This window comes from Pseudomonas sp. P4_C1, from assembly GCF_056402155.1.
The window spans coordinates 13,235-35,325 of the sequence record NZ_JBFUHY010000051.1 but is presented as its reverse complement, the minus strand read 5'-3'; the positions used below and the strand labels follow the sequence as shown (position 1 = coordinate 35,325).

At 61.5% G+C, this 22,091-nt stretch carries 23 protein-coding genes and 1 pseudogene; 9 read left to right on the top strand and 15 right to left on the bottom strand.

Translation table 11 applies throughout. From position 1 onward, the window contains the following. Both AC1DU9_RS21550 and AC1DU9_RS21545 read right to left on the bottom strand, forming a co-directional pair. Window positions 1–168, bottom strand: a 168-nt coding sequence (locus AC1DU9_RS21550) for a transposase (RefSeq protein ID WP_477810773.1), incomplete at its 3' end; no start/stop codon positions are given. 96 nt (window positions 169–264) lie between these two features. After that, window positions 265–975, bottom strand: a complete 711-nt coding sequence (locus AC1DU9_RS21545; RefSeq protein WP_477810771.1) for a glutathione S-transferase family protein — start codon at window positions 973–975, stop codon at window positions 265–267. Window positions 976–1,337: 362 nt separating this feature from the next. Here AC1DU9_RS21545 and AC1DU9_RS21540 point away from each other — a divergent pair, with 362 nt between their 5' ends. Beyond that, window positions 1,338–2,009, top strand: a complete 672-nt coding sequence (locus AC1DU9_RS21540; protein WP_477810770.1) for a histidine phosphatase family protein — start codon at window positions 1,338–1,340, stop codon at window positions 2,007–2,009. A gap of 137 nt (window positions 2,010–2,146) precedes the next feature. Here the strand turns inward: AC1DU9_RS21540 and mnmH are convergent, their stop codons facing one another. The 5 genes from mnmH to AC1DU9_RS21515 form a co-directional block, all read right to left on the bottom strand. After that, complete coding sequence (gene mnmH, locus AC1DU9_RS21535) at window positions 2,147–3,250, bottom strand: tRNA 2-selenouridine(34) synthase MnmH (RefSeq protein ID WP_223463435.1); 1,104 nt, start codon at window positions 3,248–3,250, stop codon at window positions 2,147–2,149. Continuing rightward, the gene (selD, locus tag AC1DU9_RS21530) at window positions 3,250–4,284 is read right to left on the bottom strand and encodes a selenide, water dikinase SelD (RefSeq protein ID WP_223463436.1); all 1,035 of its coding nucleotides are present in this window, start codon (window positions 4,282–4,284) and stop codon (window positions 3,250–3,252) included. Before selD ends, mnmH begins: the two co-directional genes overlap by 1 nt. Window positions 4,285–4,372: 88 nt before the next feature. Further along, the gene (locus AC1DU9_RS21525; protein ID WP_477810769.1) at window positions 4,373–5,329 is read right to left on the bottom strand and encodes a quinone oxidoreductase family protein; all 957 of its coding nucleotides are present in this window, start codon (window positions 5,327–5,329) and stop codon (window positions 4,373–4,375) included. 28 nt (window positions 5,330–5,357) lie between these two features. Continuing rightward, entirely contained in the window at window positions 5,358–5,531 is a 174-nt protein-coding gene (locus tag AC1DU9_RS21520) for a DUF1427 family protein (protein ID WP_223463438.1), read from the bottom strand. 106 nt (window positions 5,532–5,637) lie between these two features. Beyond that, window positions 5,638–6,417: an AraC family transcriptional regulator gene (locus tag AC1DU9_RS21515; protein WP_477810768.1), complete on the bottom strand. Its 780-nt coding sequence runs from the start codon at window positions 6,415–6,417 to the stop codon at window positions 5,638–5,640. A 146-nt stretch (window positions 6,418–6,563) separates the two neighbouring features. Here AC1DU9_RS21515 and AC1DU9_RS21510 point away from each other — a divergent pair, with 146 nt between their 5' ends. Together AC1DU9_RS21510 and AC1DU9_RS21505 are read left to right on the top strand one after the other, a co-directional pair. Beyond that, window positions 6,564–6,791: a DUF6555 family protein gene (locus AC1DU9_RS21510; protein ID WP_057714008.1), complete on the top strand. Its 228-nt coding sequence runs from the start codon at window positions 6,564–6,566 to the stop codon at window positions 6,789–6,791. Window positions 6,792–6,826: 35 nt separating this feature from the next. Then, entirely contained in the window at window positions 6,827–7,105 is a 279-nt protein-coding gene (locus tag AC1DU9_RS21505; protein ID WP_223463440.1) for a hypothetical protein, read from the top strand. Between the two features lie 27 nt (window positions 7,106–7,132). Here the strand turns inward: AC1DU9_RS21505 and AC1DU9_RS21500 are convergent, their stop codons facing one another. From AC1DU9_RS21500 to AC1DU9_RS21485, 4 genes and pseudogenes are all read right to left on the bottom strand, one after another. Further along, the gene (locus tag AC1DU9_RS21500) at window positions 7,133–7,288 is read right to left on the bottom strand and encodes a metallothionein (RefSeq protein WP_150814244.1); all 156 of its coding nucleotides are present in this window, start codon (window positions 7,286–7,288) and stop codon (window positions 7,133–7,135) included. Window positions 7,289–7,541: 253 nt separating this feature from the next. Next, a complete protein-coding gene (locus AC1DU9_RS21495) occupies window positions 7,542–8,297 on the bottom strand; it encodes a methyl-accepting chemotaxis protein (protein WP_477810772.1) in 756 nt (251 codons plus the stop codon). Between the two features lie 102 nt (window positions 8,298–8,399). Then, window positions 8,400–9,218, bottom strand: a pseudogene (locus AC1DU9_RS21490) (cache domain-containing protein); the annotation flags it as partial. Window positions 9,219–9,422: 204 nt separating this feature from the next. Beyond that, complete coding sequence (locus AC1DU9_RS21485; protein WP_223462367.1) at window positions 9,423–10,739, bottom strand: Na+/H+ antiporter family protein; 1,317 nt, start codon at window positions 10,737–10,739, stop codon at window positions 9,423–9,425. Between the two features lie 578 nt (window positions 10,740–11,317). Between AC1DU9_RS21485 and AC1DU9_RS21480 the strand changes: the two genes are divergently transcribed. Then, complete coding sequence (locus AC1DU9_RS21480; protein ID WP_223462368.1) at window positions 11,318–12,994, top strand: MFS transporter; 1,677 nt, start codon at window positions 11,318–11,320, stop codon at window positions 12,992–12,994. Window positions 12,995–13,160: 166 nt separating this feature from the next. Here AC1DU9_RS21480 and AC1DU9_RS21475 read toward each other — a convergent pair whose 3' ends face one another. The 3 genes from AC1DU9_RS21475 to AC1DU9_RS21465 are packed head-to-tail and all read right to left on the bottom strand — an operon-like array spanning window position 13,161 to window position 15,466. Then, window positions 13,161–14,477 (bottom strand): sensor histidine kinase, encoded by a 1,317-nt coding sequence (locus AC1DU9_RS21475; RefSeq protein ID WP_223462369.1) that lies wholly within the window; start codon window positions 14,475–14,477, stop codon window positions 13,161–13,163. Continuing rightward, the gene (locus AC1DU9_RS21470; RefSeq protein WP_223462370.1) at window positions 14,474–15,142 is read right to left on the bottom strand and encodes a response regulator transcription factor; all 669 of its coding nucleotides are present in this window, start codon (window positions 15,140–15,142) and stop codon (window positions 14,474–14,476) included. Before AC1DU9_RS21470 ends, AC1DU9_RS21475 begins: the two co-directional genes overlap by 4 nt. 3 nt (window positions 15,143–15,145) lie before the next feature. After that, on the bottom strand, window positions 15,146–15,466 hold the full coding sequence (locus AC1DU9_RS21465) for a PepSY domain-containing protein (protein ID WP_223462371.1): 321 nt from the start codon (window positions 15,464–15,466) through the stop codon (window positions 15,146–15,148). Between the two features lie 276 nt (window positions 15,467–15,742). Between AC1DU9_RS21465 and AC1DU9_RS21460 the strand changes: the two genes are divergently transcribed. The 4 genes from AC1DU9_RS21460 (at window position 15,743) to codA (ending at window position 19,646) form a co-directional block, all read left to right on the top strand. Then, window positions 15,743–16,822, top strand: a complete 1,080-nt coding sequence (locus AC1DU9_RS21460; protein WP_223462372.1) for a patatin-like phospholipase family protein — start codon at window positions 15,743–15,745, stop codon at window positions 16,820–16,822. A gap of 74 nt (window positions 16,823–16,896) precedes the next feature. Further along, window positions 16,897–17,253: a 6-carboxytetrahydropterin synthase QueD gene (gene queD, locus AC1DU9_RS21455; RefSeq protein WP_108219187.1), complete on the top strand. Its 357-nt coding sequence runs from the start codon at window positions 16,897–16,899 to the stop codon at window positions 17,251–17,253. Window positions 17,254–17,458: 205 nt separating this feature from the next. Next, window positions 17,459–18,289, top strand: coding sequence for an alpha/beta fold hydrolase (locus AC1DU9_RS21450; RefSeq protein ID WP_477810767.1), 831 nt, complete (start codon window positions 17,459–17,461; stop codon window positions 18,287–18,289). Between the two features lie 112 nt (window positions 18,290–18,401). Continuing rightward, complete coding sequence (gene codA, locus AC1DU9_RS21445; RefSeq protein WP_223462374.1) at window positions 18,402–19,646, top strand: cytosine deaminase; 1,245 nt, start codon at window positions 18,402–18,404, stop codon at window positions 19,644–19,646. 111 nt (window positions 19,647–19,757) lie between these two features. Here codA and AC1DU9_RS21440 read toward each other — a convergent pair whose 3' ends face one another. Next, window positions 19,758–20,750 (bottom strand): diaminopimelate epimerase, encoded by a 993-nt coding sequence (locus AC1DU9_RS21440; protein WP_477810766.1) that lies wholly within the window; start codon window positions 20,748–20,750, stop codon window positions 19,758–19,760. A gap of 165 nt (window positions 20,751–20,915) precedes the next feature. Here AC1DU9_RS21440 and AC1DU9_RS21435 point away from each other — a divergent pair, with 165 nt between their 5' ends. Continuing rightward, window positions 20,916–22,067, top strand: coding sequence for an MFS transporter (locus tag AC1DU9_RS21435; protein ID WP_477810765.1), 1,152 nt, complete (start codon window positions 20,916–20,918; stop codon window positions 22,065–22,067). Window positions 22,068–22,091 lie beyond the last annotated feature (24 nt).

Here is a 22,091-nt window from a genome sequence, read left to right as displayed (position 1 = left end):
GCCCACCGGAGTCGAGCCCAAACGTTCCTTCCGAACCTGGTCGACCCAGCGGCGCAGGGCCGTAGGACCGATATCCAGGCTGGCGCAGACCTCGGGAACCGACTGTCCCTCGTCCAGCACCATGCTCGCCGCCTTGAGTTTGAACTCACTGGAATAAGATTTACGCATAGCCAAAACACCTCAGATTTGGGCGCCATCATAGCGCCCGATTGAAGTGTCCAAAATCATTAGGCCAGTTCAAGCTCGCTCCTACAGGTAAGAGGTTTAATTCGAGATTGGTTTCGGGATTTCCAACCCACGCATCACCGCCGGCCGTGCCAGGAATCGCTCCAGCACCCGCGTGACGTTAGGGAAGTTCTGAATACCTACCAGATCGCCGGCTTCATAGAAGCCGATCAGGTTGCGTACCCACGGGAAAGTGGCGATGTCGGCGATGGTATAGCGCTCGCCCATGATCCAGTCGCGCCCTTCCATCCGGCCGTCGAGTACCTTGAGCAGGCGTCTGCTTTCCTCGACGTAGCGGTCACGGGGACGCTTGTCTTCGTAGTCCTTGCCGGCGAACTTGTTGAAAAAGCCGAGCTGGCCGAACATCGGACCGATCCCGCCCATCTGGAACATCAGCCACTGAATCGTTTCGTAGCGCGCTGCCGATTCCTGGGCCAGCAGTTGCCCGCTCTTGTCGGCCAGGTAGATCAGGATCGCCCCCGACTCGAACAGCGCCAGCGGCCGGTCGTCCGGACCGTGGGGGTCGAGGATCGCCGGGATCTTGTTGTTGGGGTTCAACGACAGGAATTCCGGGGACATCTGGTCATTGGTGTCGAAGCCGACCCGGTGCGGTTCATAAGGCAGGCCGATCTCTTCGAGCATGATCGAAACCTTGACGCCGTTGGGGGTTGGCAAGGAATACAGCTGAATCCACTCCGGGTACTGGRCAGGCCATTTGCGGGTGATGGGGAATGCGGACAAATCGGTCATGGGCTGGATCCACGAAGACATTGAGAGTGACGATCATAATGGAGATATCGGGCCAGCGATCCCTTGAAGCCATCGATATCGCTGATAGAGGAGATCAAAAGAGATCACGACGGTTTCAGCGCCATCGGGTGTAGTGTGTCCATTATTTCGAAATATCCTGTCGATAACCTTCGCTGCAACCCGTTGAAGGTTACCGGTACATTGCTGCGTTTTTGGCCGGAATCGAACCAAACGGGCCCAGGGGACTCTGAGCACCACTCCTTTGAAAACGGACCGGTTTCAACGACATGGAAAGCACCAGGAAAATCGTGGTGTAAAGGTTTGTCAGCCTTAACCGAATAGTGCTGAAGATCCCTTTATTCATGAACCTGTTCAATTTTGCCCAACGCTTTAAACATCGCGCTTACCTTTTGTTGCCCGCCTTGTTGGTGGTCAGCGCGTTGTTCCTGTCGCTGGAGTCCGGCCCAAGCCGCGCCCAACCGATGGATGGCACCCAGACGCTGGTGTTCCTGCGCCATGGGGAAAAACCCGCCGGCGGCCTGGGCCAGCTCAATTGCCAGGGACTGAACCGCGCCATCGACCTGGCCACGCTGCTGCCGGAAAAGTTCGGCAAGGCCAACTATGTGTTTGCTGCCAACCCGACCCGTAACGTCGAGGAAGGCGAGTTCGACAATTCCTACAGTTACATCCGCCCCCTGATGACCATCAACCCCACCGCCATCAAGCTGGGCCTGCCGGTGAACATCAACTTTTCCGCCAATGACACCGATGACCTGGCCGAAGAACTGCTCCAGGGCAAGTATCACAACTCGGTCATCTACACCGCCTGGTCCCACGGCTACCTGCCGGAGCTGATCAACACGGTGGCCGGCGAAGCCACCGGCAAGGATGCGAAGATCATCGACGACTGGGAGTCCAGTGATTACGACTCGCTGTATGTGCTGACCCTGACCTGGCACAACGGCAAGGCCAGTTTGCAGAGCCATGTGTACAAGCAGGGTCTGGATAATGGCTCAGAGACTTGCCCGACCTGAGGTTGTGCATTGCCTGATCGGGCCTCATCGCGAGCAGGCTCGCTCCTACAGTAATCTTCTGTGAACACAGTATTTGTGTACGGCGCAGATCCAGTGTAGGAGTGAGCCTGCTCGCGATGGGGCCGGCACAAACAACATCACCCCCGCTGGCTGCCCCGCTCACGCAGATACTCGAGAACCGCCCCCCGCTCCCCGGCAAACTCGATCCGCGCGTCTTTTTTCTCCCGCTGGAACGCATACATCGGATCGTAATACTCGCGCAGCAACCCTTCGATCCAGCCCCGGTGCAGATCCACCGCGCCACTGCGGGCCTGCTCGGCCAATGCCTCTTCCATCAAAACCAGCAGGCGCCGATGACGTTCGCCGCCCAGGCGTTTCTGCACATTGTTCAGGCTCGCCAGCAAGCGTTCGGAAAATAGCGCAAAGCCCTCCTCGCCATGCACACCGATGAATTCGGCGCACAGATCCACCACGTAGTCGCGCAGGATCCGCTCGACCCGACCTTCAAGGCTGTCTTCCAGCCAGACCATCGGAAACTGCTGCATGCCCTGGTACAGCGGCAACGGCAGCGCACAACTGCCCACCGCACGGCTTTCGTCTTCCAATACGAACTGCTCGATGCCCCGGGCGCGTTTTTTCAACACGTCGATGGCCAAGCGGTTTTCGAAATCGATATTCGAGGGTTGGCCCGTGGCGCGCTTGCCGAAACTGGAACCGCGATGGTTGGCATGACCTTCAAGGTCCACGGCGTTGTCCAGTTGCGTGAGCACCTCGGTCTTGCCGGTGCCGGTCATCCCGCCCAGCAGAACGAAATTGCACTGGGTCACGGCTTGATCGAGGGTGTCCAGCAGGAAGGTGCGCATGGCCTTGTAGCCGCCACCCACCCGTGGATAGTCGATGCCGGCTTCGTCCTTGAGCCATTGCTGGACAATCTGCGAGCGCAGGCCGCCGCGAAAGCAATACAGCAAGCCATCCGGATGCGCCCGGGCAAAATCGGCCCAGGCCTGGATGCGTTCGGCCTTGACCGCGCCCGACACCAGTTGATGCCCCAGCACGATGGCCGCTTGCTGGCCGTGCTGTTTGTAGCAGGTGCCGACCCGCTGGCGTTCATGGTCATTCATCAACGGCAGGTTGATCACACCGGGGAATGAACCCTTGTTGAATTCGACCGGCGCGCGGGTGTCCATCATGGGCCGGTCGTTGAGGAAAATGTCGCGGTAATCGGTGTAGTCGACAGACATCAAAACACCTCGACCGCGTTGCTCTGTCGCTCGACCAGTTCACCGATCGGCTCCAGGCTCAGGCCCAGCTCAGCGGCCACAGAAAGGAATTGCTCGTTGCCTTCGGGCGTCACGGCAATCAGCAGGCCGCCGCTGGTCTGCGGGTCGCAGAGCACGCGTTTGTGCAGCTCCTGAAGGCGTCCGAGCTTGCTGGCATAGCTGTCGAAATTGCGCAGCGTCCCGCCCGGTACGCAGCCCTGTTCCAGGTAATACTCCACCCCCGGCAGGCGCGGTACGCGGTCATATTCAATGCGCGCCGTGAGCTGGCTGCCGTCGGCCATTTCCACCAGATGCCCGAGCAGGCCGAAACCGGTGACGTCGGTCATCGCGGTCACGGCGTCGAGCTTGCCGAAGCGGCTACCGGGTTTGTTCAGGGTGCACATCCAGTCCCGGGCCAGGCCGATGTCGGCATGACGCAACTTGCCCTTTTTCTCGGCGGTGGTCAGGATGCCGATCCCCAGGGGCTTGGTGAGATAGAGCAGGCAACCGGCGGTGGCGGTGTCGTTGCGCTTCATGTGGCGCTTTTCCACCAGGCCGGTGACGGCCAGGCCAAAGATCGGTTCTGGCGCGTCGATGGAGTGCCCGCCTGCCAGCGGGATGCCCGCCGCGTCGCACACCGCACGGCCGCCGCGTATCACTTCCCGGGCAACTTCCGGGGCCAGCACGTTCACCGGCCAGCCCAGAATCGCAATCGCCATCAACGGATCGCCGCCCATGGCGTAGATGTCGCTGATGGCATTGGTGGCGGCAATTCGACCGAAATCGAAAGGATCGTCGACGATTGGCATGAAAAAGTCGGTGGTCGAGACCACGCCGCGTTCTTCGTCGATGGCATACACCGCCGCGTCGTCGCGCGAGGCGTTGCCGACCCAGAGTTTCGGGTCGAGGTTCTGCGCCCCGCTGCCGGCCAGGATCACTTCCAGCACCTGGGGGGAAATCTTGCAACCGCAACCGGCGCCGTGGCTGTATTGGGTCAGGCGAATCGGCTCGCTCATAGGGGTACCTCATTGGGTCAATGGGGCCGATTCTAGCAGAGCGAAGCATGCGCAAGGCGGTGCACAGCCATGGACTTTGTGGGAGCGGTTAAGGCAGCAGAATCACCTTGTCGCCGCTGCCCTGATTCACCTCGGCATAACGCTCCAGGCCTTCGGCCAGAGGCGATTCGAACAACCCTTGCGGCAATGGCAACAAGTCCTGATCGAAAAATTGGCCGAACTGCTCGAGCATCGCCGCACACGCCTGTACCCCGTACAACAACGAGTTGATCCCCACCACTGAGCCACCCTTGCGATACAACGCCAGGGCCGGCAACTGCACGTGACCGTCCACCGGCGCCGCGATGATTGCGATACGGCCGAACGCGGCCAGGGCTGGCACCGAGGCCGGCAGCCAGAAACCGGTGGTGTCGAAAATCACGTCGGCGCCGCCGGCATACACGGCGTTGACCTGAGCCCCGAGGTCCTCGGGTTTATCCAGTTGCAGGGTCTGATAGCCCTGATCCTGCAAGTCCTTGACCTGCTCCGGACGCCGCGCGGCTGCCAGCACCCGGGCACCGCGCACCTTGGCCAGGGCCAGCGCGGCACTGCCGACCGCCCCGCCACCGATGACCAGCAATCGGGTTTCGGCCGTCACCAGGCTGCGCTCCAGCGCATCCCACGCCGTGGTGTACGGAACGCCGAGGCTGGCGGCCTGGGCGAAGCTCAGGTGCGTGGGTTTGAGCGCCACGCCGTTGGCCGGCAGCTTGACGAACTGCGCGTGGGAACCGTCGGCGAAAAAGCCCAGTTCCTTGCCCGTGCCCCAGACTTCCTGACCGATCAGCGCCTGCGGGCCGGCCACGACAACACCGGCAAAGTCACGACCGGGAATCCGCGGCAAGGTGGTGTAGGGAAAACGTCCCAGCACGTTCTTCACATCGCTGGGGTTGAGGCCGGCGGCCTTGATCTGGACCAGCACTTCATCGGCGCCGGGCACGGGGGTCGGCACCTCGACGTAGCGCAGGGCCGAGAGATCGCCGGTTTTGTCGAATTGCAGAGCTTTCATGGGCGTGTCCATTGAATAAAGAAAGGGTTCAGGAGATCCAGCCAGCCACCAGTTCTCGGCCCATCGGCCAGAGTTTTTCGCCGGCGAGCATGCCAAGCAGGCCTACCAACGCGATGGCCGGGGGTGCGGGGGAACGAAAATCCAGGGCGCCGTAGAGCAGACCGACACCCAGACCGATGGCCACAGACACGAGGTAGTTCATGGCAGACTCCGGGGGCAATTGAGGTATGCGCTGAGTCTAGAGGGCGACGCCTGCGAGCATCGGCCAAGTGCTTCTGAATATCGGCCAAAGCCTGGCCTCGGCGAATTCAGTCCTGGCGTTGCGCCGCAGGAAACTGCGAGGGGGCGACACCCAGCTCTCGACGAAACATGTCACTGAAGCTGCTCGGCGAATAGCCCAGCTCCCGGGCAATCGCACTGACCGGTACGCCCTGGATCAATTCGGCCACAGCCGTCGCCAGTTGCACCTGACGCCGCCACTCGGCGAAGCCCATGCCCAGACCGTCCTTGAACAGCCGCGCGAGGGTGCGCACGCTGGCACCGGCGTTATCCGCATGCTGTTCGAAAGGAATATCCAGTGAAGGCGCAGCCATGACCGCCTGACACAAATTCATCAATCGCCGGTCGGAATCGTCCGGCAGCGGAATTTTCAGCAGCGAACGCCTGGCGCGCTTGAGCTCCAGCAGCGCCAGGCCCACCAGCGCGTCGTAATACTCGGGCGCCCCGTCATTGCCCTGCTCCACCAGACCGACGATGAGCTCACGCAGCAAGCCGCCGACCTCAATGACTTGCACGCTGTCATCCAGGGTCGCCGCCAAGGACGGGCGCAAGTAGATATTGCGCATTTGCAGGTCGGACACCACGCGAATTCCATGAAGTACGCCAGGCGGCAACCACACCGCCCGCTGCGGCGGCACCACCAGCGCCTCGTGCGGCGTCTCGACCCACATCACCCCGCTCATCGCATACAGCAACTGGCCCCAGACGTGCTCGTGAGGCTCGATGTACAACCCGCGCGGATAGGTGCGAGCCAGCGGTTGCACGGGCACATCGGTGTCACTCAGGTCAGGTGGTGCGGCGAGGGCCATGGTCTATGTTCATTGGGGGGCGGGAAGGCCCCATGGTAACGAGGCACCGAACTTGTCGCCAGCAACCGCCGCCGTCCGACAAACCGAATGAATTTTCCAGATGGCGCGCGATCCTTTTATGTACAACAGGGAGGAACCGGAGCTTTATGAACAGTGCAAAATTATTCGTCATCGAGTACACCCTCCATGGCGCTCCAAAATCATTCATTATCCGCCTGGAAAAAATGGATAACGCAGAAGCCTGGCATTGGGCGAGCTGCGACGCAGGGGTGGGGCGGATCCCCCGATTCGGACGCGAGAAGGTGCAAAAGACCAGCAAGCCAATGGCAGAAAAGTTCGGCGTGGAAAACGTCAAGTGGCGGCCGGCGAACTGATCACAGGCAACCATCAGGATCGGGGGAGAATGAAAATGACCGCGACACCTGTCAGCAGCCCTGCCCGGCTGGACTACGGTCTGGACACGCTATCGGGGCGCACCAGCAAAAGCGCCGAGTGCCTGATTGGACTGGAACAGGTCGAAAATGACCCATTTTGCTTCGCCATACGCGTCCTGGCACCACTGCCGGAAGATCTGGAGCAAGCGAAGACATTGGTGGTGCGGGTCGAAGGCCGGCGCCTGCAAGGCACCGTCCGCCACAGCGTACGCCTGGAAGATGACAGCCTCAGGCTCGAAGTGGAGCCGGACTAGGCTCCACTTTTGCGTATGCCGTGGTTATCAGTGGGCACACTTGCAGCCTTGGGAAGCGCACTCTTCGCCATGCTCGTGATGCTTGGCACAGGCTTCGCAGCAATAGTGCTTGCCGTGGCGCACGATCGGGTGCTCGCCGAGCTTGCACGAACACTTCGGACAATCGCATTTACGGTCGGTCATGGGGTTGACTCCTAGGGTAGTGGTCGTCGGGGGGCTTGCGATGTAACCCGCCTTACCAAGTGTAGGAGTTGAGTCGAAAGGTGCGTGGAACTCCGTCCAGGCTGGTTGCCCGGCAGGTTCCGAACCCCACTTTCCCTGTGGGAGCGAGCTTGCTCCGGGCGGCGCTCCGACGATAGCGGTGGCTCAGCCAACATCAATGCTGAATGTGCTGCCGCCATCGCGAGCAAGCTCGCTCCCACAGGTTGCAAACCAGTCAGATCCGGAATTGCCCCACCAGACCGCCCAGGCGCTGACCGAGGTCGGCCAGGCTACGGGAAGTCTGCGCGCCGAGCTGGGTTTCGTCGGCGACGCTGTCCACCGCCACGGCAATCTGATGCACGCTGCGATTGATCTCTTCGGCCACGGCGGTCTGTTCTTCGGCGGCACTGGCGATCTGCGCGTTCATCGAATTGATGGTCGCGATCAGCTGCGCCATGGCGTCCAGCGAAGCCCCCGCCTCGTTGGCCTGGGCCGAGGTGCCGTCGCCGGCTTCGCTGGAACGACGCATCGCCTCCACCGCCGACCGGGTGCCGGCCTGCAAGCGGTCGATCATGCCCTGGATTTCCTGGGTGCTGATTTGCGTGCGGCTGGCCAGCGCCCGCACTTCATCGGCCACCACCGCAAAGCCGCGCCCGGCCTCACCGGCGCGGGCGGCTTCGATGGCCGCGTTGAGCGCCAGCAGGTTGGTCTGCTCGGCAATCGAGCGAATCACCCCGAGCACGCTGACAATCGACGACACGTCTTTTTGCAGGCTGTCCAGGGACACGCCGCTGCTGCGGATGTCGTCCACCAACGCATGAATTTTCTCGATGCTGCCGGCCACCACACGCTTGGCTGCCTGCCCTTCTTCGTCGGTCTGCTGGGCGGCGACCGCGGCGCTCTGCGCGCTCTTGGCCACTTCCTGGGCGGCGGCCGACATTTCGTTGATCGCCGTGGCCACCTGATCGGTCTCATGGCGCTGCCGCTCCATGGCCTGGTCCGAGCGATTGGCCTGGTCGGACACCTGATTCACCAGCCCGGTCAGTTGCGAGGTCATTTCGGTGATCTGCCGTACCAGGCCGTGGATCTTGTCGACGAAACGGTTGAACGAGCCGGCCAGCTCACCGAGTTCGTCCTGGCTGGTGATGGTCAGGCGGCGGGTCAGGTCGCCCTCGCCTGCCGCAATGTCGTCGAGGTTGGCTTTCATCAGATGCAGCGGACGCAGAATGGTGTTGGCCAGCAACATCCCGGCGGCAGCGATCACCAACAGCACCACGATCGCCACGCCGACGATGCTCAGCACCATGCCTTGCATGCGCTCCTGGACCTTGGCTTCGACCACCGCCACTTGCGCTTCGATGCCGTCGAGGTTGACCGAGGTGCCGACCGCCATGTCCCACTTCGGCAGGTATTCGGTGTAACCGAGCTTGGGCACCAGCACCTGGGTATTGCCGGGCAATGGCGAGCTGTATTGCAGGTAGTGCGTACCGTCCCTGGCGACTTTCACCAGGTCGCGGTTGACGTAGACACCGTTCGGGTCGCGGTTGTCCTTGAAGCTCTGGCCCACACCTTCGGGGCTGTTGGCCTTGAACAGGCGCACGGTGTTGGAGTCGTAGCCGAAGAAGTAGCCGTCCTTGCCATAGGTGATGCTCGACAGCAGCTTGATCACCTGGGCCCGCGCCGTCTCATCGCCGGGCGCGGCCGCGTCGTAGAGCGGTTTGATCGTGGTCATGGCCACGGCCACGTAGCTTTGCAAGGTCGCCTTGGCATCGCTGAGCAGGCGCTCGCGGGTCTGCTCGACTTCCTTGCGCGCCTGATCCTGCAGAATGAACAGCGTGGTCAGGCTGATGACCAGCGCAAACAGCAACACCGGAAGGACGGCAAGGGACAGGACTTTGGCCTTGAGGCTCATGCGCATGACGTTCACTCTTTTGATTTTGTTAGCGTGGTTAAAAGCTTTAACGGCACGCCGGGTCAAAAGTTGAACGCAGTCAGTCGGACCAATGAAGATCCCCTGTGGGAGCGAGCTTGCTCGCGATGGCGGTGAAGCAGTCAGCATCTATGTGGCTGACAGATCGCAATCGCGAGCAGGCTCGCTCCTACAGGGGTTCCGGGGTTACAGAACCATCGCGGCCACCCAGCCAAACGCCAGCAGCGGCAGGTTGTAGTGCAGGAAGGTCGGGACCACGGTGTCCCAGATGTGATGGTGCTGGCCGTCGATGTTCAGGCCGGAGGTCGGGCCGAGGGTCGAGTCCGAAGCCGGCGAACCGGCGTCGCCCAGGGCACCGGCGGTGCCGACGATGCACACGATGGCAATCGGGCTGAAACCCAGTTGCACGCACAACGGCACGAAGATCGCCGCCAGAATCGGCACGGTGGAGAACGACGAGCCGATGCCCATGGTCACCAGCAACCCCACCAGCAGCATCAGCAGGGCACCGATGCCTTTGCTGTGATCGATGTACGCCGCCGACGACTCGACCAGCGTCTGCACCTCGCCGGTGGCCTTCATCACTTCGGCAAACCCGGAGGCGGCGATCATGATGAAGCCGATCATCGCCATCATTTTCATGCCTTCGGTGAACAGGTCGTCGGTGTCACGCCATTTGACGATGCCCGACACCGAGAAAATCAGGAAACCGGCCAATGCACCGATAATCATCGAATCCAGCAACAACTGAATGATGAACGCCGCCGCGATGGCCACACCGGCCACCATCAGGCTCAGCGGGTTGTATTGCACCGCCACCTGCTCGACTTGTTCGATCTTTTCCAGGTCATAGACACGCTTCTTGCGGTAGCTGACAAACGCGATCAGCAGGCCCGCCACCATGCCCAGGGCCGGAATGCCCATGGCGTGGGTCACATTGATGCCGCTGATGTCCACACCGCTGCGGGCGACGTTGGCCAGCAGGATCTCATTGAGGAAGATGTTGCCGAAGCCCACCGGCAGAAACATGTAGGGCGTGATCAAACCGAAGGTCATGACACAGGCGATCAGGCGACGGTCCAGTTGCAGCCTGGTCAGCACATATAGAAGCGGCGGCACCAGCAACGGAATGAACGCGATATGGATCGGCAGGATGTTCTGCGAGGCAATGGCCACGACCCAGAGCAGGCCGATCAGCAGCCATTTGACCTGGCCACCGCCGTTGGCGTGCTGGCGATCGACCATCGCCAGGGCCTTGTCGGCCAGCGCATGGGCCATGCCGGACTTGGCAATGGCCACGGCGAAAGCGCCGAGCAAGGCGTAGGACAACGCCACCGTCGCCCCGCCACCGAGGCCACTGTTGAAGGCCTTGAGGGTCGCCTCGATCCCTAGGCCACCGGTCAAACCACCGACCAGCGCACCGACGATCAGGGCGATCACCACATGCACGCGGGACAGGCTGAGTACCAGCATGATGCCGACCGCGGCAATTACTGCATTCATTGTCATACCTCTGGGCAAACGAAAAGAGTCCGTCCGGCAGTCTGCGTGAGCCGCCAGCGGATAAAAGGAATGGGTTTTATTAGAGGGCGCGCACTTTGCCGCAGAGTCGGCGCGCTGTCAAAGCCAACGCCCCCTCTGTAGGAGCTGGCTTGCAAGCGAAGGCGGCCGTGAGCTTTGCATCGATCTTTCAGCCGTCTTCGCTGGCAAGCCAGCTCCTACAAGGGGTGATTCGATATTCAACGGACGGCAAAAAGAACGCCGGATCGTGGCCGCTACAGTGCAAAGTCTCAGATATTTATCGAATAAGGACATCTCCATGTCGCTCAGACAACTTTCCATTCAATGGAAAATCACCCTGCTGGCCTGGATGTGCCAGTCATACCCCTCTTTCCGACCTCAGCCGTGATGGCGAGTGGATATCTGCCGCAAGGTGATTATGCTTCAAGGAACCTTGCAGCATTTTGCGGCGTCAACCTCAATGCAAGACCCGTAATCCGATGACATCAGCCCCATGGCCTGGGTACGGTAAGTTTTAGTGGGAACTCCGGCCTACAACAAGAGCAAGACGGAGAATACTCATGGCAGCAATCGACACTACAGCCACGGGCAGCACGCCCAACCGCGGTATCACCCGGGAGGAGCGCAAGGTCATCTTCGCCTCGTCCCTGGGCACCGTGTTCGAATGGTATGACTTCTACCTGTACGGCTCCCTCGCGGCGATCATCGCCAAGCACTTCTTTGCCGGCGTCAACGAAACGACTTCCTTCATCTTCGCCCTGCTCGCCTTCGCCGCCGGCTTCGCCGTCCGGCCCTTCGGCGCCATCGTGTTCGGCCGGTTGGGCGACATGATCGGGCGCAAACACACCTTCCTCATCACCATCGTGATCATGGGTATTTCCACGGCTGTGGTGGGTTTGCTGCCGGGCTATGCAACCATCGGCGTAGCCGCGCCGGTCATTCTGATCAGCCTGCGCCTGCTGCAAGGCCTGGCGCTGGGCGGTGAGTACGGCGGCGCAGCGACCTACGTGGCCGAACACGCACCCAAGGGCAAACGAGGCTACTTCACCTCGTGGATTCAGACGACTGCAACCCTCGGCCTGTTTCTTTCACTGCTGGTGATCCTCGCCTGCCGTACCGCTCTGGGCACTGAAGCCTTCGAAGCCTGGGGCTGGCGGATTCCGTTCCTGCTGTCGATCCTGCTGTTGATTATCTCGGTGTACATCCGCCTGCAACTGAGCGAGTCACCGGTTTTCATGAAAATGAAGGCTGAAGGCAAGGCGTCCAAGGCACCGCTGACCGAATCCTTCGCCCGCTGGGAAAACCTCAAGATCGTGATCATGGCCCTGCTCGGTGGTACCGCTGGCCAGGCCGTGGTCTGGTACACAGGGCAATTCTATGCGCTGTTCTTCCTGCTGCAGACGCTGAAGATCGACCCGCAGACCGCCAATTTGCTGATCGCCGGCTCGCTGCTGATCGGTACGCCGTTCTTCGTCATTTTCGGCAGCCTGTCCGACCGCATCGGGCGTAAAGGCATCATCATGGCCGGCTGCATCCTTGCGGCCGTGACCTACTTCCCGATCTTCCATGCGTTGACCCAGTACGGTAGCCCGGACGTGTTCATTGCACAGGAGAAAAATCCGGTCACGGTCATCGCCAATCCCGGCCAGTGTTCGTTCCAGTTCGACCCGGTGGGCAAGGCCAAATTCACCAGCTCCTGTGACCTGGCCAAAACCGTGCTGGCCAAAAAGGCCATCCCCTACAAGAACGTGAACGCCGAGCCGGGCGCTGTTGCGCAGGTGCGCATTGGCGAGAAAGTGATCGAGAGCTTCGAGGGCACCGGCATGCCCGCCGCCGACTTCAAGGCCAAAAACGACGCCTTTACCGCCAACCTCGTCACTGCCCTCAAGGACGCCGGCTACCCCGAGAAGGCCGACCCGGCCAAGACCAACTATCCGATGGTGTTGCTAATGCTGACCATCCTGGTGATCTACGTGACCATGGTCTACGGGCCGATTGCCGCCTGGCTGGTGGAACTGTTCCCGGCGCGCATCCGCTACACCTCGATGTCGCTGCCCTATCACATCGGCAATGGCTGGTTCGGTGGCTTCCTGCCGACGGTGGCGTTCGCCATGGTGGCGGCCACGGGGGATATCTACTACGGGCTGTGGTATCCGATCGTCATCGCGGTGATGACGGCTGTGCTGGGTATTTTCTTCATGCCGGAAACCAAGGATCGGGAGATTCATCACACATAAGCCTGACACCTCACCCGGTGGAATAGGGTGTACTCACAATCGGCGGCCATGAAAAACCACTGTGGGAGCGAGCTTGCTCGCGATAGCGTCAGCACATTCGACATCAATGTGTCAGACAGATTGCCATCGCGAGCAAGCTCGCTCCCACAGGGGGGCTGGTGTAGCTTCAGGCGTGTTTGGGCAACTCGATGACGACCTTCAACCCGCCCCACTCGCTTTCCAGCAGCGACAGTTTCCCGCCCCAACTGGCGACGATGTCGCGCACGATACCCAGCCCCAGGCCATGCCCCTCCGTTTGCTCATCCAGCCGCGTACCTCGGCCAAACACCTGATCGCGACGCTCTTCGGGAATGCCCGGTCCATCATCTTCCACACTCAGTTCAAACCCCTCCGCCCGCTCGACCACACTCAGCCGCACCTCGGCATCCGCCCATTTACAGGCGTTATCCAGCAGGTTGCCCAGCAGTTCCAGCAGGTCTTCACGATCCCAGGGCAATTGCAGGCCGGTCGGTGCGCGGTAGCTCAGCGCCAGGTGTTCGCCATGGATCATGTTCAGGGTGGCCAGCAATCCGGGGAGTTCCGCATCGCAATTAAACAGTGCGCCTGGCAACGCATCGCCGGACAACCGTGCACGATTGAGCTCGCGATTGAGCCGTTGCTCGACCTGTTGCAGTTGTTCCTTGAAGGTCTTGCGCAATTGCGGGTACGCGTCGAGTTGCTCGCTCGAGGCCAGGCTCAACAGCACCGCCAGCGGCGTTTTCAGTGCGTGGCCGAGGTTGCCTAGGGCATTGCGCGAGCGTTTGAGGCTGTCTTCGGTGTGGGCCAGCAAGTGGTTGATCTGCGCCACCAGTGGCTCCAGTTCCACCGGCACCTGATCATCGAGTTGCGAGCGCTGGCCCTGTTGCAACTGCGCGATCTGCTCGCGCGCCTGTTCCAGCGGACGCAAGGCGCGGCGCACAGTAATCCGTTGCAGCAACAGGATCAGCAGCAGCCCGGTCAAACCGAGGCCCAATCCGAGTTGTTGCATGCGCCGAAAGCTTTCACGTATCGGCGTGTAATCCTCGGCGACGCTGATCGAGATCGGCACCCCCGAACGTCGATAGTCTGTACGCAAAACCAGCAACTGTTGCCCTTCCGGCCCCAGTTGCAGGTCATCGTGCAGGCCGGGGTGATCGAGCGCCGGCAGTTCCTGGTCCCATAAAGAACGGGAACGCCAATGGCCGTCGGCGAAATCGATGCGGAAATACTGCCCGGAAAACGGCCGCTGATAGGCCGGTGACAGACGTCGTTCATCCAGTTGCAAGCCTTGCGGCCCGCGCACCAGTGCCGCCAGCAGGTTCTCGCTGTCATTGCGCAACCCGGCTTCGAGGTAGCGCTGCAAACCCATTTCGAACAGCCACAGGCTGGTTTGCGCCAGCACCAGGCCAACGACCACCATCACGCTGATCAGGCCCAGGCTCAAGCGGCGCTGGATCGATCTCACCGGGCTTGCCCGCCGAACAGGTAACCCTGGCCGCGACGGGTTTCAATCACACTTTTGCCGAGTTTGCGGCGCAAGTGGTTGACGTGGACTTCCAGCACATTGGAGTCGCGCTCGGTTTCACCGTCGTAGAGGTGCTCGGCGAGGTGGCTTTTGGAGAGGATCCGCTCGGGGTGCAGCATGAAATAACGCAACAGGCGAAACTCCGCGGCGGTCAGCTGAATGTCCGCACCGTCGCGGACAACGCACTGCCGACCTTCGTCCAGATGCAGCCCGGCGGCCTTGAGCGTTGGCTGGTTGACCTGGCCATGGGAACGGCGCAGCAACGCTTGGATGCGCAAAAACAGCTCTTCGGGATGAAAGGGTTTGGTCAGGTAATCATCGGCGCCGGTCTTCAGGCCTTCGATGCGCTCTGACCAGGAACCACGGGCGGTCAGGATCAGCACCGGCGTGGCCAGCCCTGTCGCGCGCCATTGCGCCAGCACCTCAAGCCCCGGCACGCCCGGCAAACCGAGGTCGAGGATGATCAGGTCGTAAGGTTCAGTGCTGCCCTGATACACCGCATCGCGACCATCGGCCAGCCAGTCCACCGCATAGCCCTGGCGGTTAAGACCGGCCAGCAGTTCGTCGGCCAGGGGCACATGGTCTTCCACCAGCAGCAAACGCATGGATCAGTCTTCCTTGTCTTTGAGTAAACGGCCGGTGGCGGCTTCGATGTCCAGTTCGCGAACCACGCCTTCAGGGGTCAGCAGCTCGACTTCATAAATGTAGACGTCATGTTTTTCTTCGAGCCCGGCTTCCAGCAGTTTCGCGCCGGGGTAGCGATCCATCGCCTGCTGCAACAGTTGCTCCAGCGGCAGGATCACGCCCTGTTGACGCAGGCGCAGGGCTTCATCCTGGTCCAGGTCGCGGGCCATCACTGCCGAGCAAAAAGCCAGAAGCACCAGCGCTATCCAGCTGCCGGTGCATCGCTTGAATAGAAACACCTTCATTACCAATCCTGATGATTCTTGAGAACCTGCCCGCTGACAGCGTCTAATTCCAGGTCCCGGTCGGTGCCAGTGGTGTGAGCTTCTCGAAAGCCACTATGGTATCAGCGTCGCGCTACCTCAGCGTTGCATCGGGGTCCAGGCGAGCCACCTTAACCAGCTGAACTTAATTGAAACTGAATTGCCATCATTGCTGACACCCCCAGTCCCTGTGGGAGCTAGCTTGCTCCCACAATGATCGCGTTTACAATTGCCCGCTTGCCACACTTCGAGACCGCAATGACCGCCATCCACATCAAGTTCCCTTCCCTGACCCTCAAGGCCGGCCCGCGTGCCTTTGCGCGCATCCGTGACAGCGGCTTGAGCGCCGCCGACGTCGGCACCTTGCCTGGCGCGGCCGGCGGTCCGAAGGCGCTGGGGATTCAGGGACTGGACCTGGCGCTGTTCGGCGAGTGGCTGCCGGCGGCACCGCGGGAACGCTCGCTGATTGGTGCATCGGTGGGTTCCTGGCGCTTCGCCAGCGCCTGCCTGCCGGACGCCGCCGAGGGCATCCGGCGTCTCGGGCAGCTGTACACCGAGCAGAATTTCGCCAAAGGCGTGACCATGGCGCAGATCAGCCAGAGCTCCCGGCGCATGCTCAATGACCTGCTCGACGGTTGCGATGCCTCGATCCTCGGCAACAGCGATTACCGCCTGAACATCATGGTGGTCAAAAGCCACGGTCTGCTGGCCGACGATCATCGCGCCCGCCTGGGGCTGGGCCTGTCCTCGGTTATCGCCGACAACCTGCGTGGCCGGGCGCGGCTGGCCCGGCACTTCGAACGCCTGATCGTCCACGACCCGCGCCTGGCGCCGCCGGTCAATGCCTTGAATGACTTCCCGTCGCGCTTCGTCGCCCTCAACGCCGGCAATTTGCGCCAGGCCTTGCTCGCTTCGGGCTCGATTCCGATGGTGATGGAGGGCGTGCGCGACTTGCCGGGCGCCGGTGCGGGAACCTACCGCGACGGCGGCCTGCTGGACTATCACCTGGACCTGCCCTACAGCGGCAACGACATCGTGCTCTACCCGCACTTCACCGACCGGGTGATTCCCGGCTGGTTCGACAAGACCCTGCCATGGCGCCGCGCCTGCCCGGCACGCTTGCAAAACGTGCTGCTGCTGGCGCCGTCAAAGGACTACCTGGCGCGCCTGCCCTACGGCAAACTGCCGGACCGTAGCGACTTCAAGCGCTTCATGGGCGACGCTCCGAGCCGGCAGAAATACTGGCGCACGACCATGGACGAAAGCCGCCGCCTGGGCGACGAGTTCCTCGAACTGGCCGCCAACGGTCGCCTCGGCGAGCGCTTGCTGACCCTTTAGTCAGGACAAACTGGTAAACTCGCCTCCTGCCCGAATCGCTGCGGCGAACGCCACCTGAACAGAGCTGAAAAACTGTGGAAATCTTCAAAGAATTTACCTTCGAATCCGCCCACCGCCTGCCCCACGTACCGGACGGCCACAAGTGCGGCCGCCTGCACGGTCACTCGTTCAAAGTGGCGATCCACCTGAGCGGCGACCTCGACCCGCACACTGGCTGGATCCGCGACTTCTCGGAAATCAAGGAAATCTTCAAGCCGCTGTACGAGCGCCTGGACCACAACTACCTGAACGACATTCCCGGCCTGGAAAACCCGACCAGTGAAGTGCTGGCCAAGTTTATCTGGCAGGAAATGAAGCCCCTGCTGCCGGAGCTCAGTGCGATTCGCATCCACGAAACCTGCACCAGCGGTTGCATCTATCGCGGTGAATAGGTCAGGCATCACCAATTACCTGTGGGAGCGAGCTTGCTCGCGATGACGGCGGCACATCCAACATCGATGTGCCTGACCCACCGCTATCGCGAGCAAGCTCGCTCCCACAGGAAATGCGCTTAGTCTGAAATCAAGAAAACAGCCTTCATCGGCTGTTTTTTTATGCCTATGCTTTTCACCTCGCCCCCGCCAAGAGGAAAAGCCCATGACTGACTGGCCGCTGGATCAGGTCTTTGCCTTCAACGGACATCAGGTGCGCTACGCCATGCACGGCGACGGCCCGCCGCTGGTGTTCGTGCATGGCACGCCGTTTTCTTCCTGTGTCTGGCATCGGATCGCGCCGTATTTCACGGCCACTCACCGCGTCTACTACTTCGATCTGCTGGGCTATGGGCAGTCGGCGCAACCCGACGCCGATGTCTCGCTCGGCGTGCAAAACCAGTTGCTGGCACAGTTGCTGGAACATTGGGGCCTGGATCGCCCCGACGTGGTGGCCCACGACTTCGGCGGCGCCACCGCCCTGCGCACGCATCTGCTCAATGGCAAGGATTACCGCAGCCTGACGCTGATCGACCCGGTGGCACTGACGCCCTGGGGTTCGCCGTTCGTGCAGCATGTGCGTCAGCATGAGGCGGCGTTCAGCGGACTGCCCGATTACATCCAGCGCGCCATCGTGCCGGCCTATATTCGCGGGGCAATCCAGCGCGAAATCCCCGATGCCGAACTCGCCCCCTACGTGCAGCCATGGCTGGGAGAGCCGGGGCAAGCGGCGTTCTATCGGCAGATCGCGCAGATGGACGAGCGTTATACCCGTGAAGCTGAGGGGCTGTACCCGACGATACGCTGCCCGGTGCAGATCCTCTGGGGTGAAGACGATCAGTGGATTCCCATCGAACGCGGGCGCGCGCTGCACCGGATGATTCCAGGGTCGCAGTTTTATCCCGTCGCCAATGCCGGGCATCTGGTTCAGGAAGATGCACCTGAAGCGGTCATTGCTGCCTTGATGCGCTTTTTGCACCTGCAAAAAATTTCCTGAACAAACCCAATCCCACATTGGTTCTACAGTGATCAATGTCACTGGCGGGGATCGCCACTGGCGAGCTAACGTAGAGGTATTGCCTACACGATTCGCTAAAAGGACTCGCCCGATGCACATCATCAATGCCCGTCTGCGCAACCAGGAAGGCCTGCATGAGTTGTACCTGAAAAACGGCCTGATCAGCAGCATCACCCGCCAGATCGAAGCCCCGACCCTGGGCCCCGACGATCTGGATGCCGGCGGCAATCTGGTGGTGCCGCCCTTTGTCGAGCCGCACATCCACCTCGACGCGACCCTGACCGCCGGTGATCCGCGCTGGAACATGAGCGGCACGCTGTTCGAAGGCATCGAGTGCTGGGGCGAACGCAAGGCGACCATCACCCTTGAGGACACCAAGACCCGGGCCAGGAAAACCATCCAGACCCTCGCCGCCCACGGCATCCAGCATGTGCGCACCCACGTCGACGTCACCGACCCGCAATTGACCGCGCTCAAGGCGATGCTTGAAGTGCGCGAGGAAAGCCGGCATCTGGTCGATATGCAAATCGTCGCGTTCCCCCAGGAAGGCATCGAGTCCTACCGCAATGGTCGAGAATTGATGGAGGAAGCCATCCGCATGGGCGCGGACGTGGTGGGCGGCATCCCGCATTTCGAATACACCCGCGACCAGGGCGTCAGCTCGGTGAAGTTCCTGATGGACCTGGCCGAACGCAGCGGTTGCCTGGTGGACGTGCATTGCGACGAAACCGACGATCCGCATTCGCGCTTCCTCGAAGTGCTCGCCGAAGAGGCCCGCAGCCGCGACATGGGTTCGCGGGTGACGGCCAGCCACACCACGGCCATGGGCTCCTACGACAACGCCTACTGCGCCAAACTGTTTCGCTTGCTCGGGCATTCGGGGATCAGCTTTGTCTCCTGCCCCACTGAGAGTATCCACCTGCAAGGGCGCTTCGACAGTTTCCCGAAACGCCGGGGCGTGACCCGGGTCAACGAGCTACTGGAAGCGGGCATGAACGTGTGCTTCGGCCAGGACTCGATCGTCGATCCGTGGTATCCGCTGGGTAATGGCAACATTTTGCGGGTGCTGGAAGCCGGGTTGCACATCTGCCACATGCTCGGTTATCGCAACCTGCAAAGTGCGCTGGACCTGGTGACGGACAATAGCGCCAAAGCCATGAACCTCGGAAATCGCTATGGCCTGGAGCGCGGGCGACCGGCGAACCTGCTGATTCTGTCGGCAGAGAGTGATTACGAGGTGATCCGCAGCCAGGGATTGCCGTTGTACTCGATACGCGATGGCAAAGTGTTGATGAAGCGGACGATGCCGGTGGTGGAGTTCAGTGGGCTGAGCTGAAATTTGCACTGACTGGACTGGCCCCATCGCGAGCAGGCTCGCTCCTACAGTGGTTATATGTCGTTCACAAAACCTGTAGGAGCGAGCCTGCTCGCGATGGCTATTTCGAAGTCAATCGATCATTCGAGCCGTACCAAACAGGCTGACCCGACTCAATTCCCCCAACTCTTCCTCCAGCAAGATCGGCGCCGTGCCACCCGGCATCGTCACCTTGACCTCCCCGGCGCCGACCCAACCTGCCCGCCAGGCCGCACAGGCCACCGCGCTGGCACTGGTCCCCGACGACGCCGTCGGCCCCTCGCCCCGCTCGAATACCCGTGCGGCGATGTGCCCTTCGGACACGCGCATTGCCCATTGCAGATTGATCCCCGCCGGACAAGGTTTGCCTGCACCAACCGGCATGGCATAGGCAATCCGCGTCAGCCCCTCACCCAGCGCCGGCTCGCGCATCTGCTCGTTGCTCGGCAGGTCCTCGGCACTTTCCACCAGCGTCACGCAATGGGGATTGCCGACCCGCGCGAACTGGCTGCGCGACCAGGCGCCATTGAGTGCTGACAACTGTTTAACGTGGCTGAGTTCGCGGCCATTCAACAGCACCGTTTCTACGCCCACTGCGCTGACCGCTGACGGCCCGAATCCCGGCTGGCCCAGATCGAGCCAGAACCCCTTCGCGCCATCGATCTCTGCGGCTTTCACCGAAGTCTGCCCTGGTGAAGGCATGTCGGACTTGTCGTGGTGAACCCTGAGCAGACAGGCTTCGCTCTTCGGCAACAACCCTTGATCGCTGAGGGCCTGGGAAAAAATCGTCAGCCCATTGCCACTGCGCTCCGCCAGGGTGCCGTCAGTGTTGACGATCAACAGATCAAAGGGTGGCGAGGACTGAAACGGTCCGACCAGCAAACCGTCGCTGCGATGATCCTTGCTGCCGGTTGGTTGAGTGCCGGGGGCCCAGCTGCAGCAAGCCTCGATGGCGGCTAGCGCCCAGGCTTCGAGGGTTTGCGCTGCCTGGCTGGCCTGATCCGGCAGCTCGATACCCTGGCGGCGAAGTTCTTCGGGCGCTACCACGATGTAAATGTTGCCCCGTGCATCGTACCGCTGCGCCATGGCGCCCTCCGTGTGCGATTGGAATGGCTCAACATATCGCGAAAGACACCGGCGCTGTGCAACGATGTCGCTTTGTTTCAACGCAAAACTTCCGGGCACTGATCGAACCCTCAGCGGTCGATCACTGTCCGTTGAGGACGTGACGTTTTTTTGCCAGGGATTGATATGACCAGCCTCAACAGTCAAACCACCTTCGTTCCCGGACGCCTGGAACAGATGTCCACGCGCATCGCCTTTTTCATCGCCGGGTTCGGCATCGCCGCGTGGGCGCCGCTGGTACCCTATGCCAAGGCCCGGGCCGGGCTGGATGAAGGCACCCTGGGATTGTTGCTGCTGTGCCTGGGGGTGGGTTCGATCCTGGCGATGCCGTTGGCCGGCATCCTGGCCTCGCGTTTCGGCTGCCGGCGGGTGACGGCCGGCGGCACCCTGCTGATCTGTGCCGCCCTGCCGCTGCTGGCGACGGTGTCATCGATTCCGGCCTTGATCGCGGCGCTGTTCATGTTCGGCGCGGGCCTGGGCACGGTGGATTCGACAGTCAACCTGCAAGCCGTGATCGTCGAGCGCGCCAGTGGTAAAAACATGATGTCGGGTTTCCATGGCTTGTTCAGCCTGGGCGGAATTGTCGGTGCGGCGGGTGTCAGCGGGTTGCTTGGCCTGGGGATTTCCCCGCTGGGGGCCACGCTGGTGGTGATCGTGATGCTGCTGATCGCGCTGGCCAAGGCCGTGCCGCATCTGTTGCCCTACGGCAGCGAGAGTTCGGGGCCGGCGTTTGCGGTACCCCATGGCATCGTCCTGTTTATCGGCGGCATGTGCTTCATCGTGTTCCTCGCCGAAGGCGCGGCGCTGGACTGGAGCGCGGTGTTTTTGGCGCAGGAACGTGGCATCGACACGGCGTATGCGGGGCTCGGGTATGCGGCGTTTGCCTTGACCATGACCGCCGGGCGTTTGACCGGTGACAAAATCGTACGGCGGTTGGGCGCGACACGGGTGATTGTGTTCGGCGGGCTGACGGCTGCCGCAGGCTTGTTCCTGGCGACGTTCGCACCGAGCTGGGAGGCCGCATTGGTGGGTTATGCGCTGCTGGGTGCCGGTTGTTCGAACATCGTGCCGGTTCTGTACACCGCGGTCGGCAAGCAGACGGTCATGCCCGAAAGCATCGCCGTGCCAGCCATTACCACCCTGGGCTATGCGGGCATTCTGGCGGGACCGGCCGTGATCGGCTTCATCGCCCATGGCAGCAGCCTGAGTTTTGCCTTTGCCTTGATGGCGCTGTTGCTGGTGGCGGTGGCGATTGGCGGGAAGGTGTTGAAGGTCTGAAAAGCTTCGCTGGCAAGCCAGCTC

Bases quoted from the DNA above. Each gene is read 5' to 3' on its own strand.
- AC1DU9_RS21450 (WP_477810767.1), top strand. From the start codon at position 17,459: ATGACTGACTGGCCGCTGGATCAGGTCTTTGCCTTCAACGGACATCAG.
- AC1DU9_RS21515 (WP_477810768.1), bottom strand. From the start codon at position 6,417: ATGGCCCTCGCCGCACCACCTGACCTGAGTGACACCGATGTGCCCGTG.
- AC1DU9_RS21500 (WP_150814244.1), bottom strand. From the start codon at position 7,288: ATGACCGACCGTAAATGCGATTGTCCGAAGTGTTCGTGCAAGCTCGGC.
- AC1DU9_RS21470 (WP_223462370.1), bottom strand. From the start codon at position 15,142: ATGCGTTTGCTGCTGGTGGAAGACCATGTGCCCCTGGCCGACGAACTG.
- AC1DU9_RS21540 (WP_477810770.1), top strand. From the start codon at position 1,338: ATGAACCTGTTCAATTTTGCCCAACGCTTTAAACATCGCGCTTACCTT.
- AC1DU9_RS21495 (WP_477810772.1), bottom strand. From the start codon at position 8,297: ATGGAGCGGCAGCGCCATGAGACCGATCAGGTGGCCACGGCGATCAAC.
- AC1DU9_RS21485 (WP_223462367.1), bottom strand. From the start codon at position 10,739: ATGAATGCAGTAATTGCCGCGGTCGGCATCATGCTGGTACTCAGCCTG.
- AC1DU9_RS21510 (WP_057714008.1), top strand. From the start codon at position 6,564: ATGAACAGTGCAAAATTATTCGTCATCGAGTACACCCTCCATGGCGCT.
- AC1DU9_RS21520 (WP_223463438.1), bottom strand. From the start codon at position 5,531: ATGAACTACCTCGTGTCTGTGGCCATCGGTCTGGGTGTCGGTCTGCTC.
- AC1DU9_RS21480 (WP_223462368.1), top strand. From the start codon at position 11,318: ATGGCAGCAATCGACACTACAGCCACGGGCAGCACGCCCAACCGCGGT.
- AC1DU9_RS21440 (WP_477810766.1), bottom strand. From the start codon at position 20,750: ATGGCGCAGCGGTACGATGCACGGGGCAACATTTACATCGTGGTAGCG.
- mnmH (WP_223463435.1), bottom strand. From the start codon at position 3,250: ATGTCTGTCGACTACACCGATTACCGCGACATTTTCCTCAACGACCGG.
- codA (WP_223462374.1), top strand. From the start codon at position 18,402: ATGCACATCATCAATGCCCGTCTGCGCAACCAGGAAGGCCTGCATGAG.
- AC1DU9_RS21525 (WP_477810769.1), bottom strand. From the start codon at position 5,329: ATGAAAGCTCTGCAATTCGACAAAACCGGCGATCTCTCGGCCCTGCGC.
- AC1DU9_RS21460 (WP_223462372.1), top strand. From the start codon at position 15,743: ATGACCGCCATCCACATCAAGTTCCCTTCCCTGACCCTCAAGGCCGGC.
- AC1DU9_RS21505 (WP_223463440.1), top strand. From the start codon at position 6,827: ATGACCGCGACACCTGTCAGCAGCCCTGCCCGGCTGGACTACGGTCTG.
- AC1DU9_RS21465 (WP_223462371.1), bottom strand. From the start codon at position 15,466: ATGAAGGTGTTTCTATTCAAGCGATGCACCGGCAGCTGGATAGCGCTG.
- AC1DU9_RS21435 (WP_477810765.1), top strand. From the start codon at position 20,916: ATGACCAGCCTCAACAGTCAAACCACCTTCGTTCCCGGACGCCTGGAA.
- selD (WP_223463436.1), bottom strand. From the start codon at position 4,284: ATGAGCGAGCCGATTCGCCTGACCCAATACAGCCACGGCGCCGGTTGC.